At 52.9% G+C, this 19,753-nt stretch carries 17 protein-coding genes; 4 read left to right on the plus strand and 13 right to left on the minus strand.

Going from position 1 to position 19,753, the window contains the following annotated elements:
- Positions 1-9 precede the first annotated feature (9 nt).
- The 5 genes from PLF13_00985 to PLF13_01005 form a co-directional block, all read right to left on the minus strand.
- Positions 10-156 (minus strand): hypothetical protein, encoded by a 147-nt coding sequence (locus tag PLF13_00985; protein HOP05842.1) that lies wholly within the window; start codon positions 154-156, stop codon positions 10-12.
- A 199-nt stretch (positions 157-355) separates the two neighbouring features.
- A complete protein-coding gene (locus tag PLF13_00990; protein HOP05843.1) occupies positions 356-676 on the minus strand; it encodes a EutN/CcmL family microcompartment protein in 321 nt (106 codons plus the stop codon).
- Between the two features lie 4 nt (positions 677-680).
- Positions 681-1,271: a BMC domain-containing protein gene (locus PLF13_00995; GenBank protein ID HOP05844.1), complete on the minus strand. Its 591-nt coding sequence runs from the start codon at positions 1,269-1,271 to the stop codon at positions 681-683.
- Positions 1,272-1,987: 716 nt separating this feature from the next.
- Positions 1,988-4,246 (minus strand): sigma 54-interacting transcriptional regulator, encoded by a 2,259-nt coding sequence (locus PLF13_01000; GenBank protein HOP05845.1) that lies wholly within the window; start codon positions 4,244-4,246, stop codon positions 1,988-1,990.
- Positions 4,247-4,248: 2 nt separating this feature from the next.
- Complete coding sequence (locus PLF13_01005; protein HOP05846.1) at positions 4,249-4,581, minus strand: hypothetical protein; 333 nt, start codon at positions 4,579-4,581, stop codon at positions 4,249-4,251.
- A gap of 353 nt (positions 4,582-4,934) precedes the next feature.
- On the opposite strand from PLF13_01005, the gene PLF13_01010 reads away from it, so the two are divergent.
- The gene (locus tag PLF13_01010) at positions 4,935-7,451 is read left to right on the plus strand and encodes a T9SS type A sorting domain-containing protein (protein HOP05847.1); all 2,517 of its coding nucleotides are present in this window, start codon (positions 4,935-4,937) and stop codon (positions 7,449-7,451) included.
- A 94-nt stretch (positions 7,452-7,545) separates the two neighbouring features.
- Positions 7,546-8,043 carry a cupin domain-containing protein gene (locus tag PLF13_01015; GenBank protein ID HOP05848.1) on the plus strand — a complete coding sequence of 166 codons (498 nt, stop codon included), beginning with the start codon at positions 7,546-7,548 and terminating at the stop codon, positions 8,041-8,043.
- Between the two features lie 316 nt (positions 8,044-8,359).
- Here the strand turns inward: PLF13_01015 and PLF13_01020 are convergent, their stop codons facing one another.
- From PLF13_01020 to PLF13_01055, 8 genes are all read right to left on the minus strand, one after another.
- Positions 8,360-10,120 carry a YgiQ family radical SAM protein gene (locus PLF13_01020; protein ID HOP05849.1) on the minus strand — a complete coding sequence of 587 codons (1,761 nt, stop codon included), beginning with the start codon at positions 10,118-10,120 and terminating at the stop codon, positions 8,360-8,362.
- A 99-nt stretch (positions 10,121-10,219) separates the two neighbouring features.
- Positions 10,220-10,978 carry a GNAT family N-acetyltransferase gene (locus tag PLF13_01025; GenBank protein HOP05850.1) on the minus strand — a complete coding sequence of 253 codons (759 nt, stop codon included), beginning with the start codon at positions 10,976-10,978 and terminating at the stop codon, positions 10,220-10,222.
- Positions 10,979-10,982: 4 nt separating this feature from the next.
- On the minus strand, positions 10,983-11,879 hold the full coding sequence (locus PLF13_01030) for a DMT family transporter (GenBank protein HOP05851.1): 897 nt from the start codon (positions 11,877-11,879) through the stop codon (positions 10,983-10,985).
- A gap of 145 nt (positions 11,880-12,024) precedes the next feature.
- Positions 12,025-14,085 carry a tetratricopeptide repeat protein gene (locus tag PLF13_01035; protein ID HOP05852.1) on the minus strand — a complete coding sequence of 687 codons (2,061 nt, stop codon included), beginning with the start codon at positions 14,083-14,085 and terminating at the stop codon, positions 12,025-12,027.
- Between the two features lie 96 nt (positions 14,086-14,181).
- Positions 14,182-14,370 carry a hypothetical protein gene (locus PLF13_01040; protein ID HOP05853.1) on the minus strand — a complete coding sequence of 63 codons (189 nt, stop codon included), beginning with the start codon at positions 14,368-14,370 and terminating at the stop codon, positions 14,182-14,184.
- Complete coding sequence (locus PLF13_01045) at positions 14,363-14,593, minus strand: hypothetical protein (GenBank protein ID HOP05854.1); 231 nt, start codon at positions 14,591-14,593, stop codon at positions 14,363-14,365. Before PLF13_01045 ends, PLF13_01040 begins: the two co-directional genes overlap by 8 nt.
- Positions 14,593-15,252 carry a hypothetical protein gene (locus PLF13_01050; GenBank protein HOP05855.1) on the minus strand — a complete coding sequence of 220 codons (660 nt, stop codon included), beginning with the start codon at positions 15,250-15,252 and terminating at the stop codon, positions 14,593-14,595. The genes PLF13_01045 and PLF13_01050 overlap by 1 nt, the downstream gene beginning before the upstream one ends.
- On the minus strand, positions 15,249-16,106 hold the full coding sequence (locus PLF13_01055; protein ID HOP05856.1) for a DUF4388 domain-containing protein: 858 nt from the start codon (positions 16,104-16,106) through the stop codon (positions 15,249-15,251). The genes PLF13_01050 and PLF13_01055 overlap by 4 nt, the downstream gene beginning before the upstream one ends.
- Positions 16,107-16,437: 331 nt before the next feature.
- On the opposite strand from PLF13_01055, the gene PLF13_01060 reads away from it, so the two are divergent.
- Complete coding sequence (locus tag PLF13_01060; protein HOP05857.1) at positions 16,438-17,079, plus strand: regulatory protein RecX; 642 nt, start codon at positions 16,438-16,440, stop codon at positions 17,077-17,079.
- Entirely contained in the window at positions 17,024-19,708 is a 2,685-nt protein-coding gene (alaS, locus tag PLF13_01065; GenBank protein HOP05858.1) for an alanine--tRNA ligase, read from the plus strand. The genes PLF13_01060 and alaS overlap by 56 nt, the downstream gene beginning before the upstream one ends.
- Positions 19,709-19,753 lie beyond the last annotated feature (45 nt).

Raw genomic sequence — 19,753 nt, forward strand, 5'->3', positions numbered from 1 at the left:
TGTTTCCGCCTATTCCATCTCCAACTCGTTAACGGAACGCCGTCCACCGAGTCTTTCGACAATCCGGCCGGAACGGATAAAAATGAACACGATCGCAACCACCGCCGCCAGTCCCAGAGCGACAGCCAGAATGTAGTACCATTTTATGTTTTTCATAACAGCAATCCTAAGTCTTTGACTTTCGGTTGTCAGGTTCCAAGGAACCTGACCTGCAAGCGCCTTCGGCTTTCGGTTGTCAGGTTGCAAGGGTCCTGACCTGCGAGGGCCTGCCCGAGGGTGGCACCGATCATTCGAATATCCCACCCGAGAGGTGGGACACCGTCATTAAACAACAGGTGTTGTTCACAACCTCGGTTCAGGTCTTCTTGAAGCGGATCTTGTCGGGATCGAGATCACCGTGATAAAGCTCCGGCGATACCTCGTATTCATCGATAATCCCGATCACGGCCGCTTCAATCGACATATTCTCGTTACCAACGGCTACACGGGCAGCACGGCCGTAAGCCACCATGACCATCTCACCTTCACCGGCTCCGAGAATATCAGCCGCGACGACGGTGTCGGTGTTGGGAGTCTTGTTCAGGTTGTAAGGCTGAACAATGAGAAATTTCATCCCCTGAGTGTTGGCCGTCTTACGTGTGGCCCAGAGAGAGCCGACTACTCTGCCGATAAACATATCCTTAGTCCATATCGAGGACGCGTTTAATAGCGTCGATTAGAGTTTTCTTGTTAGCTTTGGATATCTCACGCCCGGCCATGTCTATCCTGGCCAGTCCGCGTGCCAGGCGACGTAATTCCACTACCGTGAGACTGGCCAGATCCGTAACGGTCATCGCTTTCTCGGTGCGTTTTGGTACGGAGATCGCCGGTGGTTGTATCCCTGACGAGGTTTGGGCTGGAGCGCCTGCTCCTGCAGGCTTGACAGGAGGTCTGGAACGAGGCGGCCCGGGTGAAAGACGCGGACGATCATCACCGGGATGATACTTGGATACATAGCGACGCGGCGGGATCATGTGCTCCAGTTCATCGTCCGGATTCGGGATCACATGCGCTGCCACCAGATAGCCAATGCGTTGAGCTGCTTTTGCTCCCGCTTCCACCGCCGCCTGAACTGCTCCCAGTTCACCCTCGATCTTTATGGTCATTAATGCACTCGGGGTCAATTCGGCAGACGTCACCGTCACCGCCGCCGCCTTTGAGGCTGCGTCGGTAGCTTCGATCGCACCGACTAGACCGAATGTTTCTATTAAACCAAGAGCATAGTCCGACATGGTAAGCAATTATAGTGAACCGCTCCCGGATTGTAAAACGATTATCTGATGTCCCTCAATAGAATTGCCCTGAAAGGGAGCGTTGAAAAAACCGTTCTCCCAGTAGGGATTGTTGAAAAACCTCGGCACGAATTTAGTCGCCCGGGAGACAAGCCCCGGGCTACGCGATAGAGTGCCTTAACCTCGCGTAGCGGCGGCCTTGCGTCGCCTGCTCTACAGCCGTATTTATCTATGGGTTACTAAACGGACCACAAAAGGAAGGGGCAGTGTTCCTGAGAGCCAGGAAGGAACACTGCCCGTGTAAGGACTGCCTTCCGCACTCCCCCTCGAGTGCGGAGAGGCTCGACCAAAGAGAAAAGAACAAACCAAGCACAAGCAACAGCGCTCAGAGAGCAAAAATGACGTTCATTTCTTCAGCAAGCGGTATGCCATCACTGTAACAGCGTTCGCAATCGGCATGGCAACTCATTTTACGACAATAAGATAGCTATGCGAGCCCATCTCCCTGCGAGATATTGCCGAAGACATGATTCGTACGAATATACGAATCAAGGCGTAGAAAAGGCGGTAACCGCCTGATTAACAAGCAATTACCGCCACCAAGGAGTAATGTATCGATATCGTACGACCTTACGACCGGAGCAGCCGGAGCACCCGCATTCTATATGAGAACACGGATCACACCGCGCTCGCGCCGTTCAGTCAGGTCGTTGTTGTCATTGCAACAAGCCATCGCCATCAATACTGATGGCATACCGCTTCAATTTCATCCGCACGGTCGCTTCGTGGATTCCCAGTCGGCGGGCCGCTTCGGATTTGTTGCCGTTGGCTGCTATCAGTGCTTCCACCAGCAACTGCCGTTCAAACTGCTCAACCTGTTCGGCAAACGAACCGGTTGAAGAAGGTTGTTCGACGGCGAAAATCGAGCGTGACAATTCGAGCAGGTCGCCATCGGCCACCATTTCAGCCATCACCTCGAGTTTCTTAATCTGGTGCTCCAACTCCCGGATATTCCCGGGCCAGTCGTAGCGAATGAAATGCTGAACCAACTGCGGCGATGGTTTTTCACCTTCTTCCAGCAAACCGGATCGAGTCATGAAATGCTGCATCAAGAGGGGGATATCCTCTTTCCTTTTCCGCAGCGGTGGAATCTCGAAACCGAAACCGATGAGACGGTAATAGAGATCACGACGGAATGTCCCCTCATCGACCATTTTTTCGAGGTCCTGGTTGGTAGCCGCTACGAGGCGGATATCGAGTTCCACTTCATGGGTAGTGCCAAGCGGCACCACTTTGCGGCTTTCCAGAACACCGAGCAGTTTGGTTTGCAGTTCCAGGGGCATATCGCCGATTTCATCCAGCAACAATACCCCGCCGTTCGCCGCTACGAACAAACCCTGTTTCCGGCTGTCGGCGCCGGTGAAGGCACCACGAGCATAGCCAAACAACTCGGATTCGAGCAGGTTCTTCGGTATCGCAGCGCAGTTGACCGCCACATACGGTTTATTGGGACGACAGATCGAATGGTAATAGCGTGCCATGCGATCCTTGCCGACGCCGGTTTCGCCGGTCAACAACAGCGGGAGATCGGACTGAGCTACAGCCTCCAGTTGTTTTTTCCAGCGCAGCAGATCGGCATTGTTGGTCAGATAGTCGACATCGTTCGCCGGATGTGCCGGATGTATCGGTTCGATCTTCCTTCCCGAAGGATCATATTCGATACGAGCAATCGCTTCCTGCACCTCACGGAGCCGGTGAGTCAGTTGATATTGGCTGTAGAATTCTTCAGCATGGAAAAGATGAGTCAGACGATGGCGGTCATCATACAATCCGCTCTTCCCGGCTGCGAGTCGGGCATCGGCCATCTCGAATCGAACCCCGGTATCATAAAGTACGGATATGGCTCGGTTCATGAGTATCCGGCCCTGTTCGACATGGCCTTCAGAGGCGGCAATGAGTGCTTTGAGCTTCAGCAAAGCACCGACCTCGACCTGATTGCCGGTCTTTTCCATTATCGTTGTAGCCTTGGCCACCAAACGCTTGGCGCTACGAACATTGTTCTGAAGCATTTCCAGTTCAGCCAGATGTCGCAGTACCCGCCCCAGCAACGAACTATCAGAAGACAGAGCAGCTGCCTCGGCAAGGGCAGTATGAAGCGTACCGAGCGATTCATCGTAATGGCCGATCCGATACTGGAGTTCACCCAGATAGGTTCGGCAAATGACCACATCGTGATACATTTCGAGTTTCTCGGCCTGGCTCAGCGCCTCGTCGAGAGTGGCGCGGGCAGTCTCGTAGTCGCCCTGTTGAAGCATGACATAGCCCAGAGCTATTCTGGCGCGAGTTTCCTCACACTTATCGCCCAATTCGGCTGAGAGTTCAATGTTGGTCAGGAGGTATTTCTTAGCTTCTACGAAATCTCCGGTGAAAGTGTAAATACGACCGATGTTGCCCATCATGAAGGCTATCTTGCGTTGATCCTTCAGATCGCGAGCAATTTTGATCGCGTCCATAAGTGCGCTAAGCGCGTTTTTGTAATCGTTCTGACGATAGAACAGCCCCGCCAGAAGGTTGAGCGCGCGGCTCTGACCCTCGGGGCAGTCATAGCGACGGAAAATTGATTCTGCGTCACGGAATGCCTTTTCGGCTTCCCTTATCTCACCCATGTCTCTGAGTATGCCGCCCAGAGTCACGAACAGTTCCGCGAGATGGATGCTGTCGCCGTCAGCGGCCAGGCAGGTCTGGGCCGTTCGGGCGGTTCTAAGTGCTTGCGGGTATTGAGAGAGGGAGGCAAAGGCACGAGCCGCGTGATGCAGGATTTCTCCCGTCATCGCGTCGGTCGTTGTCGCCAAAGTATGTCGGTTGGACTCGTAATAGGCGACAACGCCGGCAAAGTCTCGCCTTACGGTCAAAGCTGCGATGTAATGCAGCATGGCCTGACGAAACTGATCGCCAACGCGTGAGTCCTTTGCCATATTCAGTTGCCTCTGTTACTAGTGGTAGTCGCATCCCTGTTGGTGTCGGTCACGCTCGTTATCGGCGTGCCAATGATCCCGATAATGATCACACTGCGAAGATTCCGATCCCCGAAAGCGTTGATCAGGAAATCAATCGGGAAATAGCCGGTCGCAGCGGTCGAGTTAAGACATCCGCCGGGGATGAGTCCGTTTTCACCACCCCAGGTATGATCATCACCATCCTGACACGCAGGATCACGATAACTGACAGGCGTGCCGCGCGAGATGCTCTCGCCGGCCATCGCCACCACCAGTATCAGCGCAACGGCTAATACGAAGATTGAGTTTTTCATGAATTACTCCTTGGAAAAAATAAATTAATAGCAAAACCCTTTGCTAAGCTTTTTCTTGATCTGACATCGCTGAGGCAGGCTGGGTGAGGGGGTGTCACGTCCTGTGATTCTCCTTAATTATATATAACGTACACCTTTAAGTTTGTCAAACAGTCTTTACTTGTCACCGGCCTATGAACGGCTGACGCAACTACTGCGCGTATTAATCGAGAAGTACGATCACACAACCAAAGTGGCTTTTCGGTTGACCGATAAAGGAGCTGTGGTTATACTTTAACAGATGATTAATTGATCACGCGATGACTTGTAATCACAGGAAGGAATATCTATAAACCCAAACGGAGGGTCGCTCTATGTCCAAGACCAAGCTCGCGTATCTTGTGCTCATGATCCTGATCGGTATCACCCCAACATTGACGGCACAGTCTATTTATCTGGATCAGGTACTACCGGCGGCCTCGGGCAACGTGCTGCCGCAGGGTGAGACTATCGAGTTTTATCTACATGTCACCAATAATACGGATCCGACGTATGGCATCACCAACGGCTTTCGTATTTACGGCGATAGTCTGACCTGGGGAACCACCGTGGCCGATACCCTGGGACCGATAGGCAAAACTCTGTTCGACGGAGGATTCTTTATTAACGAATTCGGCGTCACCGGTGAGGGCGCCGACACGGTCGGTTTCGGCGGATTTCGTATGTTCGGCACCGGCATGCCGGCCGAGTTCGATGCTCAGTCTTATCGCATCACGATCGGTCCGATCACATCCTATCTGGATGAAACCCAGATATGCCTTGATTCCTGCTACTATCCACCGGCCGGTGAATGGAAGTGGGCGACAGCAACGGCTACGATAATCCCACAATGGGGCGGACCGTACTGCTTTACCATTACCGATATCATTCCCCCCGACAGTCTGGTCAATGTTGTCCAGTGGCCGGTCTCCGAGGGAGGTAATGATCATTGGTACGGTATTTTGCCTTTGTGCTATCGTTGGGTCGAGGCGGATGAAATCGCTCGCGGCATGTCGATAGAAAATCAAGCCGGTTACCTGGCGACGATCACCTCACAGGAAGAAAACGATTTCATCATGGATGAGGTGCTCGACGGCTGGTCGACCAATTGCAACGATGAATTGTTCTGGCTGGGCGGCAGAGATTTCGACGGCTGGCAATGGATGACCGACGAACCCTGGGACTTCACCAACTGGGCGCCGGGCGAACCTAACAATGTCGGCATCGAAACGGCGCTGTCTATCTGGGGACCGGCCAACACCGATCCTCGGCGTCCTCCGGGAAAATGGAACAACTCACTGCCCAACGACGAAGACCTGCACCTCTACTGGTCGGTGGTGGAATTCGGTCCGACTGAACCAGGCTACGATAGCGGCATCATTCCAACCGACACCTGGGTCAGTCTCTATTGCGAACATGCCTTCATCGGCGACAGCGGTTTCCTTCCCGAAGGCGAGATGCTTTATGTGTACGATCCCGACGGAGTGCTGTGCGGCGCCGGTGAAATCAGGGCCAACGGTGAGTTCGGTTTTCTGCTGGTCTACGGCGATGATATATTCACCGATGTCGACGAAGGAGCTGAACCCGGAGATCGTCTCACGTTCACGGTGGGAGATCAAACCTTAATCACTTATTCACCGGTCTATTGGACGGAGAACGGCGACTACATCGAGGTTTGCAGTTTCGACTACGGGCGTTGCCAGGAATTCGACCTGGAAGCGGGATGGCATCTGATCTCGTGGAATGTGCTCTATTCCGGTCCCATTGAGGATTTCCTGGAACCTTTCGAAAACAGCGTCGATGTCGTCATGGCGTTTGACCAGGGCGGTTTGATGTACGTACCGACCCTGCCCGAATTCTCCACCCTTAACCATGTTCATTTCGATTACGGGTACTGGATTCGTCTGACTGAACCGGTGCATTTCGAGGTCTGCGCCCTTGACATTTATCCTTATTTCTGGGAAGGGATTCCGATCTATCCCGGATGGAACCTGGTCGGCTATTGGCCTTCAACTTCCCTTTTGCCGACCGATGCCCTGGCCTCACTTGCCGGTTTTCTCGAAGTTGTATACGGCTTCGACGACGGTATGCAGGTTTATATCCCGGGCGATCCTTTGCACAATACACTGAACGAGATGAATCCCGGATACGGCTATTGGATTAAATCCACCGCGCAGGCATACCTTTTCTACCTCCCGATGGATTGTACCTATGTAGCCAACCAACCGCTGCCGGCAGCCAAGACTCAGACTTTGCCCACTTCACGCTCTTTCATGGCCGTGTACGGTCACGATTTAGCGCTTAACGATGAACCGCTGGCCGACGGCAGCCGGATCAAGCTATACACATCCGACGACGTCCTTTGCGGCAGCGGCGTTTACAACGACGGTACTCTTAAGTTCACGCCGGTGTATGGTCGCGACCTGGCCGATCCGGCTACGGCCGAGTATCCGGTCGAAGGGGATCGCTTGATCGTTACGATCGACGATCAACCGGTGGACCTCAATCTGACCTGGCAGGGCAACGGTTCGCGCGTCGAGCTGGCCGCATTGTCTGCAGTCAGTTCGATTCCGGGTGAGTTCCAACTCTCGCAGAACTACCCCAATCCGTTTAACCCGACCACCTCGATCAGTTTCAATCTGCCCGAGGCCGGTCAGGTCACCCTTGCGGTTTATAACATTCTGGGCCAACAGGTAGCAATCGTAGCCGAGGGTTTGTTCTCCGCCGGTCCGCATGAGGTCGTCTGGGACGGTACGGATGACAGCGGCGTGCCGGTGTCCAGCGGTGTCTACCTGTACCGGATACAGACCGGTCAGTTTTCGGAAACGCGGAAGATGCTGTTGATGAAATAGCATCGGACCGCTATATTCAAAACAACATTGAGAGGACAGCCTTGCGGCTGTCCTCTTCGGTTGAAAGATACCGAGCTCCAACTGAGGAATCTATATGACCGCCGAAGAGATAATAAAGCTGCTCAATCTGCAACCGCATCCGCTTGAAGGAGGTTATTTCGTCGAGAGCTATCGCTCGGATGAATTCGCTTCCAAGGATTCCGCGGCCTGGCACAGCACCCTCAAAGCGTATTCGACGGCAATCTATTATCTCCTGACACCGGACACGTTCTCGGCCATGCATCGGCTCCCGACCGATGAGGTCTTTCACTTCTACCTCGGTGATCCGGTGACGATGTTGCAGCTTTATCCCGACGGCTCCAGTCGTGAGATTCGTCTCGGACAGGACCTGTTGTACGGCCAGCAAGTACAGGTGGTCGTACCCAAAGGGGTGTGGCAGGGGATGTTCCTCAATCCGGGCGGTGCTTATGCTCTGCTCGGGACCACTATGGCTCCGGGATTCGATTACGATGACTACGAGGCGGGTGAATGCGAGCGACTAACCCGTGCATATCCTGAGGTTGCCGATATTATCGAACGTTTGACGCGCTAGCGGGCGTATTCATAAATCGCATTGATCATTCCAAACACGACGAAGACAAACGACACAAAGTCGCCCGTTTTTGGTGGGCGGCAGACGTCTCGTCGGCCCCTGCAGTAGGGCATGTCTCTCCGAGACATGCCATTGTGTTGTTGCTACACCCACGAAATCCCACCCGAGGGGTGGGGCACCTTTGTCCGAAACTTTCAGATTTATCCCACCCGTGGACAGGTTGGCCACTCGGCCGCAATTCCCACCCGTGGACGGGTGGGCCACCGGATGGAACACAACCTACGACGCCTCGCGGAATGTCGGGCGTATGACTTCACTAGCGGCGGGGGCGGGATCGATGCGGTTTTTTCTGCAGGATATCTTTCTGGCGTTGCTTACCGTCGGGATGTTTCTGTACCGCCAGCTTCTTGCCGGTAAAAGGATCCATCTCGGTATAATACATAACCGCCGACCAGGTTGAAGGCAACGGCGTAAATATCTGTACTTGCTCCGGGTTTATCTTAAGGTGACTGCCGATGTATTTTTTCAGGATCAACATATCCTCATCGGTACAACCGGGGTGGGCGGCAATGAAGTAGTAAGTTAAAAACTGCTCCTTCCCGGCCGCACGAGTGGCTTGTTCGAACATCGCTCGAAACGACTCCAGATAATCCCCGGCCGGCTTGCCCATCAGCTTCAGAATGCGGCCCTCGACATGCTCCGGGGCAATCTTCAACTGACCCGAGACATGGTGCTCGACCAACTCATGGACATAACGAGATCCATTCTTCTTATCGTGAACGATCATGTCATAACGCAAACCGGAAGCCACAAAAACTCGTTTTACTCCCTTAAGTCGACGCAAATGTTTCAGTAAATCGATTTGAGGTCCGTGATCAATCGGCAGTCGTTCACATATCTTCGGGAATAAACAGCGCTTATTCTTGCAAGCTCCGTGTTTGAGCTTACGTTCGCATTCGAAACCGTACATATTGGCGGTCGGTCCGCCGACATCGTAGATATTCCCCTTGAAGGCTGGATGGCGAGTCAGCTCACGAGCTTCGGAAAGAATCGAATCCGGAGATCGCCAGCGGACTGTTTTGCCATCGTGGACGGTAATTGCGCAGAAGTTACATTCACCGTAACAACCGCGATGACCGGCAAGGGAGAAACGGATCGTCTCCAGCGCTTTGACTTTCCCCTGTTTCTCATAATGGGGATGCTGATCGCGCGTGAAAGGAAGCGTATAAAGCCAATCAAGTTCTTCCTGCGATAAATACTCAGCGGGTGGGTTATGAATAAGATACCGGGCGTCCTGCTGCTGGCAGAGTCCTTTTCCCGAAACAGGATCGTTGTTATCGTAGAAGGTCTTGAACATGCCTACGAAAGCGACCCGGTCGGAAGAGACTTCCTGGAACGACGGCAACCGCAGATAGTTTTCTTCCGGTTCCTTTGAGATATAACAAAGTCCCCGAATGGAATGCGGGTCCTCTCTCTTTTCCAGGGCATGAGCCAGCGCTATGGTCGAACGGTCGGCCATGCCGTAGAGCAGGTAATCGGCTTTGGCATCGAACAAAATAGACTTCCGGATGCGATTGGACCAGAAATCATAATGGGCGACGCGGCGAAGGCTTGCTTCGAGACCGCCGAGAACGATGGGAGCGCTTTTCTTGAAGTATCGTCGGATGAGATTGCTGTAGACAATCGCGGCGCGATCCGGGCGTCGGTCGTTGATCCCGCCGGGGGTGTAGTCATCGGACTTGCGCCGTTTCCTGAGTGCGGTGTAGTTGGCCACCATCGAATCGATACAACCGCCCGTCACTCCCCAGAATAAACGCGGCTGTCCTAATCGACCGATGTCCTTGTCTGACTCGAGATCCGGTTGTGCGATTATGCCGACCCGGAATCCCTCAGCTTCGAGAAGACGACCGATCAAGGCCACCCCGACAAAGGGTGAATCAATATAGCTGTCGCCGGTAACGAGTATTATGTCAGGCCGATCCCAGCCGAGTTCTTTTATTTCTTTCCTCGTGGTCGGCAGAAAGACTTTTTTCAGTGATTTCTTATTGATAAGTAATGTCCTATTTGAGCATATCAAACAGTTTCGATCATATCCAATAACTCGCGAGGAACGCCGATAGTTCGCCGCGGCGGATCGAATTGTTGTCCGGCCGACTCCATATCCCGAAGATCGGTCTTATTCCTGCGGATGCCACATCCAGACATTCGGTTCGACGTACAGTCCGTGATTTTGCTCCAGGTCGATCTTGACCGGGACGAGTGCTTTGGGCACAAGGTACAAACCGGTTCCGGCGAACGCCAGCCCGGTCCAACTCCGCCAGTCGCTCACCGTTCCGGGAATAGTCATCGCCTCATGGCAGGGTTTGATGAGTTTCGCGCCGAGTCGCTCATGGGCACGCAGCCAGGGATCGAACGGAAGACCGTCTTCGCGCCGCCAGGTTATATAATCGTCAATAGAGACGGTCGGCCAGCGATGTTTGTTGTTGGGACGCACGGGAGCGATTAAAGCCTTGAGGCCATGGCGGCGTCCGATCGCTTTCATGGCCAGAACCATTTCCCCGGCCAGGCCAACGCCCTTGTAAGCGACATCAACGACAATCTGAATCGCACACTGCAGATTGGGAGCAATGCCGCCGTTATGCTGTTTGACCGACTCCTCCATTGCCCAGTCCCAGCCGGTTTCGGGGAGTTCCTCGGGAGTTCCCTCAAAACGAAGCGCCACCGAATTGGCGGCTGCAATGATCGCGCCGGTGTCGGTACGTGTCATAACGAATTGATAGGCCGGGAAACAGCGATATATATCACTCCAGTGTCGATTGGAAACAGGGTCTTTGCGCATGAATTCCGGCCAGGCCGGTATGGTGAATTCATCGGCTGTTTCGAGAAGGTCTTCCCTCTCGACGCCCGTAATTATCTCAGTCTTAAAATCGATCATGATTCTATCCAAACATTACGAATATGGTTCCAGCCACACCCAGAATTACGCCAACAACACGGGATGTAGTCATTTTTTCTTTCAGAAAAACCGTTGCCAGAATAAAGATGAAGATAGTCGACATCTGATTGAGGATCGCGGCCACCGAGGCGGTGGTATATTTCATCCCGCCCATCCAGAGAATCATGGCCACATAGGAACCGATGAACGATCCGGTAATAGTGTAAACGCGCCCCACTTTGGCAAACATAGTGCGGACTATTTCTCTGCGGTGCGGATGCCAGTAGAGCATCGGGAGCAAACAGATGATTCCACCGACAATGCGCATTTGGGTTACCCACATCACGGGAGATCGATCAAGCACCGGTTTCACCAGCACTACTCCGATAGCATTGGTGAACAGGTAACCGACACCCCAAAGAAGTCCAATCATGACGGATCGGGTATCGAGATCGGAGTCGGTCGGTTTACTTACCGCTGAAGCGACCGCCGACACGATCAACAGTGTCCCCAGCCATTGCCGGAAACTGATCGACTCGGACAACCAGAACATTGACAGAATAATGATGAACGGGCTGTACAAACACATAACGATCGACGAAAGACCGGCACCAAGACGATTCAGGCTTTTGAAAAAAAGAGTGTCGGAAACGGCAATCCCTACCACTCCGCTGATGAAACAGATCACATAGTCGACCGCGGCGATATTGCCCAGCATATCCCTCTCGAAAATCAATATAGACGGGACCAGAAAGAGGGTAGCAAGGAGCGATTTATACAGGTTAAGCCCGATTGGATGAACCGTTTCGCCCGATTTGCGAAACAACACCACCGCGACGGCCCAAGCCACCGCACAGAGAAGAGAGAGCAATTCGCCCAATATATCCGCGTTAATTGCCATCTAGGGTAATGATGCCTTTCATAATCGGGCAGAGACTTCTCATACCGCCGAGGTGAGCGGCTAAGTTACCGAAAAACGGTCACTTAGGCAAGCTGAGAGTGAACTCGTTTAATTATAATCAGCGAAGATTATCACGGTGGAACCACTACAGCCCGAGTTGCGGGGCCTGCTCGCGCAGGATTCGGGTATAGGTGGTATCAAGTCCCCGGTCTATAGCTTCTCGATATAGTTTCCCGGCTACAGGCCAGTTTTTCTGAGTGACATAGTATTCAGCAAGTTCCTTGAAAGCCTGCATGGGAGCATCTGGTCTTAAAACCAGACGATGCAGATATTTCAGATATAAATCAGTCTTCTTCTGCCGCGAATAAACCTGAACCAGACCGGTCATGGCATCGGTGTTATCGGGATCAATGGCGAGGGCATCATGCAGGTGCTTTTCTGCTTCGTCCAGATTTCCTTTATGGAAAAATACGGACCCCATTTCTTTCGCAATGGTCGCATTGTATGGATTCAAGGCCGCCGCTATTTGAAGCATAGCCAGACTACTATCCAACATACCTCGATCCCTCAGACATACTCCCAGATTAGTATAAGCCGCGGCATATAACGGATGCAGACTGATGGCTCGCTCGAACAGAGGAATGGCATTGTCACAGTTACCGATCTTCTTATACGCAAGCCCCTCACGGTTAGCGACCCAACAGGGGTAGTCTTCTTTGTATCGCTGGATAGCAGCATCGACTCCGACACTGTCGCCGCGTTCTTCGTAATAGTCATGAATCAATGAACGGGCATACATGGACTTGGTTAAATCCATCTCGGTGTATGACTCGAACCAGGTAAAACCGACATTAATGTCGGTTTGATTGAGTGCTCTCGGAATCAGCACCAGGAAACCCAATCCGGTTATGAGCCCTATTAGAAGAAATCTCGGCGTCCGCCTGATCTTCAGATCTAAGATCAGCCAGGCGGCGAACAGAGCCAACGGTACTCCGACGAGTGAGAAAAGATCCCAGTCGCGAGCCATCCCAAGCTTCGGATCGAAAATAAAAATTTCCCCGAAAGCCCCGGCGAAGAAAATCAGGAGGAAACGATAATCACGTCGTTGCATGAGTGAGCGTGGCCCGGCTTTGATGAAAAGGACAATCGTAATAGCCAGTGCCGGGAGAAGTATCTGCAAGAGATTCAAGGTGTCCAGCAGGTGTTTGAACGAAAACAACCAGTAACCTTCAACGGTGAACCGATCAGGAACCAACGGAATGAGTGAGAAGCGGAAATAATAAATCTTGAAATAGAAATGGAAAAACACTGCCGCGATACTGACTACGGCCAGAATGATAAACAGCGTTTTAGTCTTTATATCCGAACGGGCGATACGATCCCCCGCCGGTGAATCACTGAACAACAGATATATCAGAGCCGGAATGAGAGCCGCACCGAACACATGCATAAGCACAGCCAGGCCGGCCGGGAGAATTGCCCACCAGCGACTTATCCGCCCGGTGGAAATAAGCAGGCCGACGACACCGAAAGCCAGCACCGTCGTAACAAATACCGAGTAATTCTCGACATAACCATAATAGAGCAGGCTGAATCCGCCCGACAGGGTAATTAACGGGAAAGCGATCCGCTGCCAGCCGCAGTTGAAAAGTTTCCACCCGGACCAGATCAGCAAAGCAAGAGCGATTACACCCGCGCCCATGGAAATAGCCTGAAATGAGAAGAGGGCTCCGGCTTCTCCCTCGCGGCCGGAGAGATGTTTGATCCAGACATGGATGAGTGCTTCACCCAGGTCACGTTTTTTAACCAGGGGGACTTCCTCAGACAACAACGAGAGGACAGTATATCCATCTCCCAGATAAAATGAACGCGCTCTGAGAAAATAAAAGAGAGCGATCAGACCGGCTGAGATCGAACCTGACGTCAGCCACACGGTGCTGCCGGACGGGCCGGAAATATCCGTTCGCCATCGCATCTGCAACGGCATTAACAGACACGGCAGAACCGCTCCCAGCCCAAAACAGAACAACGGTAAAAAAAGTGACTTATGACTCCAGACGTTGATTCCCCACACTCGGTATTGTGGTAGAAAGGCACCGGCCAGCAGGACCACCAGAACCGCATAGTAAGCTATCAGGTAAGCTCGTGTGGACGATCCTTTGGTCTCGGCGGCGTCACCCGTCTGTTGATTGTGCAACTCCGACATGACAGTACTCTAATATAGCGAATAACAAACCTCCCCCAAACAGAAAACCCTCCCGGATATTAGGAGGGTTTTGAAACCTGACTGGTCGAATAAGTGCTAGTAGTTGTATTCCGCCTGATTGCACTTGCAGATGCCGACATTCTGCGCCCGCATCTTCCAACCGCCCTTGTCGCTCTTAACCGGTTTGACAAATTTGACAAACTGGATTACTTCGGAGCAGACCGGACAAACAGTCTCATGGCTCTTTTTGTTCGCCTTATCGGAAAACGATTGTTTTTTAGCCATCGGTGAAGACTTCCTCTATCTGCAGTTCGTTCTGTTTTTCCAACCTTGCCAGTTCTTCCTTAACAGTCAACAGCAGTCGCGTTGTTTCCCGAAACAGGTTAAATTCCTGATCTTTGCGGAAAAACGGGACCGCTCTATCGAACTGTTCGGCGGCACGCTGGTATTCTTTACGTCGAAGGGCTAATAATGCCTCGCAATAAGCCTTTTCCGCAGGATTAAGCATCAGGACTTCTCCTTTCCGGAAAAGAGCTTCTCGGCTTCTTTCAGCCTTTTAACGTATGGCTCCACCATATACTTGCCGAGCCGCAGATAATATATAATGTAAGCGGACAAAAGCAAGGCCTCTCTGTCATGGTTTTCGACAGCCTGTTTCAGGCTTCGATCCAGCGCCGACAGCAGATGATCCTTGCCGGAAGCGTGATCATCGAATTTTTCAGTCAAACGGGCCAACATGAGGCGGAACTTCTTGATTGAGTCAACTTCCTGGCGCACAACCTCTTCCGGTCCGCGACGGAGTGTCAGGGCATCACCCGGAACGGGTCCCGACTTAAGCCATTGGGTGATAATGTCGTTGACCTTGCGACCGGCAGGGGAATCTCCGGTAGTTTTGGTGATTTCCTGTCCGATTCGGTCAAGCATATCGGAAATACGCGTCCGATCCGATTCCCGCAACAGGCCACCGTCCGGCCAAACCCGGCGGTCGGCGAACCATTCAGCTACCTGGTCGCTGACATCGACCCCATCGGTAGAAGCTCGGGCCAGGTCATCGAGCCGATTCATCCCGCCGAGTACGGTCAGCCGTTCATCCTTGAGCGCCGTAGCCTGATCCAGAAAATCCTCGATCATGGTCTCGAGGCGCTTGAGCGTTTCGACCCGACTCAATCGACTTCCTCCACAACCGTGGTTACCCGGCGATCTCTCAGACGATTACTGCTCTTGGCTGTCAGATAACCCTCGAACAGATCCGCCAGGCGGTTGACCATTTTGTCTAACTGCGGTGAGGCAGTTTCCGGTTCACGATCAGTTTTTACGATCAGACCGGCCAGTTTGAGCTGCGCTAGTGTCTTGAGTGAGCGTTCGCGGTCAACCGGACTGAGCTTGACCACCTGTTCGAGTGTCCGGCGGCCGTCGACCAGCGCCATGATATTCCATTCATCGGCCTGCATGGCGACATCGCGACGTCGCCCGCCCTGTGAAGCGGATATCGTGTAAACATGATTCATGTCCGGCAACGTCTCGTTGAGCCAGTTCCGCTCATCGATTCGGCGGAGTCCTTCGAGTATGACATTCTCAACCGAAAGCCGTACGGTGATTTCTTCGTCGGTCGGGAACTGGTTCTCATAGAACTTGAACGAACCGGTCTCCCAGGACAAGAGTGAGTATAACAACTCTTCGACCTGACTCTTGACAACCGATTCGAGATCGGCACGATCGATCAGCTTGCGGGTAATCATGATCTCGCCGAGACGCTTGGTGTTCTCGGTACGAGCCTGCACGTTGATCGCCTCATCGAGCTGCTTATCATTAATGATGCCGCGTTTTTTCAGCAGTTGTCCAAGGTGATACGTCTGTCTGGGACCGTATCCATAGATAACTTCACCTTCCCGGAAATACACCATGACTATCGAGTCTTCTTTCTGAATCCCCAGCGTTCCGGACTTACGTCCCGACGCAATCAACTGGAATATCTCCGGCAGGGTGAAACGCTCTATCCTTCCCTGCAAATCAAGGTCCATGAATGCTCCGTGCAATCTATTTAGAAGTTAACAGCTTTCGTTCTTGTATCGCGATACCGGGAATTGCACCCTGAGTCATTAGGAATTTCGATCTGATTCGCTCGTAATACCTCAGCCTGGCGGGTATCGCATCGTTATCAATTCAATTGCGATTGACAATAACATATCGAATTTACTCAGTCAACATTGAACAGTACAAAAAAGTCCTTCATGCGAACGAACTATAAGAAAATGTGAACCAACTCTCGCAGCATTGTGGAAAACTAGTTGATCCGATTCATCCAAATCACTAAGCTGACATTACCAGAACGTAACTGTACGGACGACATCTATGCCGAAACTGATACTGTCCAAGATAAAGGAAATCTCCGGGGGCCTGGCCCTGACCATCAGCGGCCAGGAGCAACCGTTGTTGATTTCCCATGAGGCTGCCACCCGGCATCGCCTGATCGAAGGAATCGTCATCACCGAGGGGCAACTGCGAACGCTCCATCTTGACTCACAGCGCTTCCTCTGCGAGCGCAAGGTCGGTGACCTGCTGGCCATGCGTGATCATTCCACCGGTGAACTGATCGGCAAACTCCGCCGCAAAGGCTTCACGCGGGAGATTATCGACCCCATAATCGGCTGTTATCGCAAAACGGGCACGCTCGATGACGCCCGCTTTGCCGCTGCCGCCGGACAGTCGCTGTTGGAACGTCAACCTTGCGGTCGTTCGTATCTGATCGCTTATCTGCGCAAGAAACAAATCGACCGGAGGCTGGCCGAGCAGACTGCCGAAATGCTAATCCCGAGCGGAGATAATGTCGCCTCCGCAGTAAGCGCTCTCGAGTCCCGCTGGAACCGGATAAGCCAGTTTGAACTTGAAACGGCCCAGCGCAAGGCGTATAATTACCTTTCCCGACGCGGTTTTGGCTATGCTGCCTCTAAAGCCGCGTTTGATCAGTTATGGGCCGATAAAAACGAGGAATAACAACATCAAGACCGCCGATATAAGACACGCTTTTCTGGATTATTTCCGGAAACACGACCATAAAATCGTTCCCTCTTCCCCGGTGATTCCATTCGAGGATCCCACCCTGCTTTTCACCAACGCCGGTATGAATCAGTTCAAGGACGTGTTCACCGGCAAACGGAAGGTCGACTACCGCCGAGCTGCCTCGACGCAAAAATGTATCCGCGCCGGCGGCAAACACAACGATCTAGACAATGTAGGCTTCACCGCCCGCCATCACACTTTCTTTGAAATGCTGGGTAATTTCAGTTTCGGCGATTATTTCAAGGAAGAAGCGATCAGTATGGCCTGGGAATGGCTCACCAAAACGGCCAAATTGCCGGTGGATCGCCTTTATGCGACCGTTTACGAAACCGACGACGACGCCTTCGAGCTTTGGGGCAAAATAGCCCCGGAGCTGAAGAACGGCCGGATTCTTCGTTTCGGCAAAAAAGACAACTACTGGTCGATGGGCAACGTCGGTCCCTGCGGTCCGTGCAGCGAGATACATATCGACCGGGGTGAAAAATACGGTACCGGTCCGGAGGATATAGTCAACGGTGAAACCGACCGCTTCGTTGAAATATGGAACCTCGTTTTTATGCAGTTCGATCAGCTTCCGGATGGGCAGGTGGTTGATCTGCCCAAACCCTCGGTTGACACTGGTATGGGTTTGGAACGAATTGCTTCGGTGCTCCAGGGCACCGACACGGTGTTTCAGATCGACCTGTTCCAGAGCCTGATCAACGCCATTTCGGATATGTCCGGTTCGTCTTACAAAGATTCCGTGTTTTCGCACAACGTGATCGCCGACCATATCCGGGCGCTGACCTTTGCCATCGCCGACGGCGCCGGTATCTCCAACGAAGGCCAGGGGTACGTTTTGCGCCGAATTTTGCGCCGCGCCGCCCGCCACGGCCGACTGATCGGTCTTGAGGAGCCATTCCTTTATCGCCTCGTGCCGGTCCTGGTGAATGAAATGGGTGAAGCTTTTCCGGAGATCAAAGAAAAGCAGACACATATCGAGAGCATCGTTAAAACCGAGGAAGAATCATTCGCCCGCACGCTGGCCACCGGTTTGGAGTTATTCGATCGAGTAGCGACCAGGGTCAAAGCTGATGGCGGCCGGATCGTTCCGGGAGATGAGGTGTTTCGCTTGTACGACACCTATGGTTTCCCCTATGACCTGACTGAAATTATGGCTTCGGAACAGGGTCTTACGCTGGACCGCGACGGTTTTGAAAAGGCGATGGAGCAGCAGAAAGAACAATCGCGCGCAGGATCATCTTTCGAAGTCGGTGGCGACCAAAAGCTCCGTAAGCTGGTGGAAGCGCTTCAGGCCGATGGTCTCGATAACAAACCGAATACAGAATTCATGCGCGGTGAATTGAATCTCAAGGCTAAATTGATAGCGGGCAATGTCAGCGATCTCGGCCATGCCGCGCTGGTGCTCGATCGCTCCCCGTTTTACGTCGAGTCGGGTGGACAAATCAGCGACACCGGCTGTATAAATGGCCCCGGCTGGGAATTTGAAGTATCCGGATTGTACAATCATCAGGAGCACACCGTTCACATCGGACGGGTAAAGATCGGGCGGGTCGATGATTTCCAGCTCGGGCAGGAAGTCACCGCCGAGGTGGACGAAGCCCGTCGTTGGGATATCATGCGCAATCATACGGCCACCCACCTCACTCACGCCGCTTTGCGCCAGGTGCTGGGTCAGCATATCAAGCAGTCCGGATCGTACGTGGGACCGGATCGCCTTCGTTTCGACTTCTCGCATCATCAACCGCTGACGGCCGAACAGATCGAAGAGGTCGAGCGACTGGTCAACGAGGAGATTCTGGCCGGCACTCCGGTCAAAACGGACATTATGGATATTGACCAGGCCAAAAAGACCGGCGCTATGGCTCTATTCGGCGAAAAATACGGTGACAAGGTACGCGTAGTCTCGGTGGAGGGCTTCTCCAGGGAGTTATGCGGCGGCACCCATGTCGAGAATGTGAGTCAGATCGGTCCGATGTTTATCACGGTCGAGACCGGCATCGCCTCGGGGGTTCGTCGACTCGAAGCGATCACCGGACGTGAGGCGATTAAGTACATGCTGGAAACGAAACGATTCCGACGCGAGGTGGCGGGAGTGGTTAACCGCCCCGAGATAGAAGCGCTCGACGGTGTAAAGCAGTTGCGCGAAACCAATCAGACGCTCAATAAAGAGATCAAGAAGGTCAAAGCGGAGATGTTCTCCGGCGGCGGCAAAACAGTCGGCCAGGAACGGACCAAAGGAGCTTTGACCGTTTCGTTCAACGATTTCGGCGAAACCGATCGTGATACGATGGCCAGTTGGGCCGATGCCCAGAAGGAAGCATCCAAGGCGATCGTAGCACTGGCAATCGGTTCGGTAAACGGCAAAACAACCGCTCTCGTGGCCGCTTCCGGTTCGGCCGTCAAGGAGCAAAAAATCCACGCCGGGAATCTGGCCAAAGAACTGTTTTCGGCTTTTGGCGGACGCGGCGGCGGCAAACCGAATTTCGCCCAGGGTAGCGTCGCCGACGGCACACAATTGATTAGTATGGTAGAGAAACTAGAGGAGCTCCTGCCGGATTAGTCTGACCAGCCGCCCGCTATGCGAGATTTGTGCTCTCAGTCGCGC

This window comes from Candidatus Zixiibacteriota bacterium (assembly GCA_035380245.1).
GTDB lineage: Bacteria > Zixibacteria > MSB-5A5 > GN15 > FEB-12 > DAOSXA01.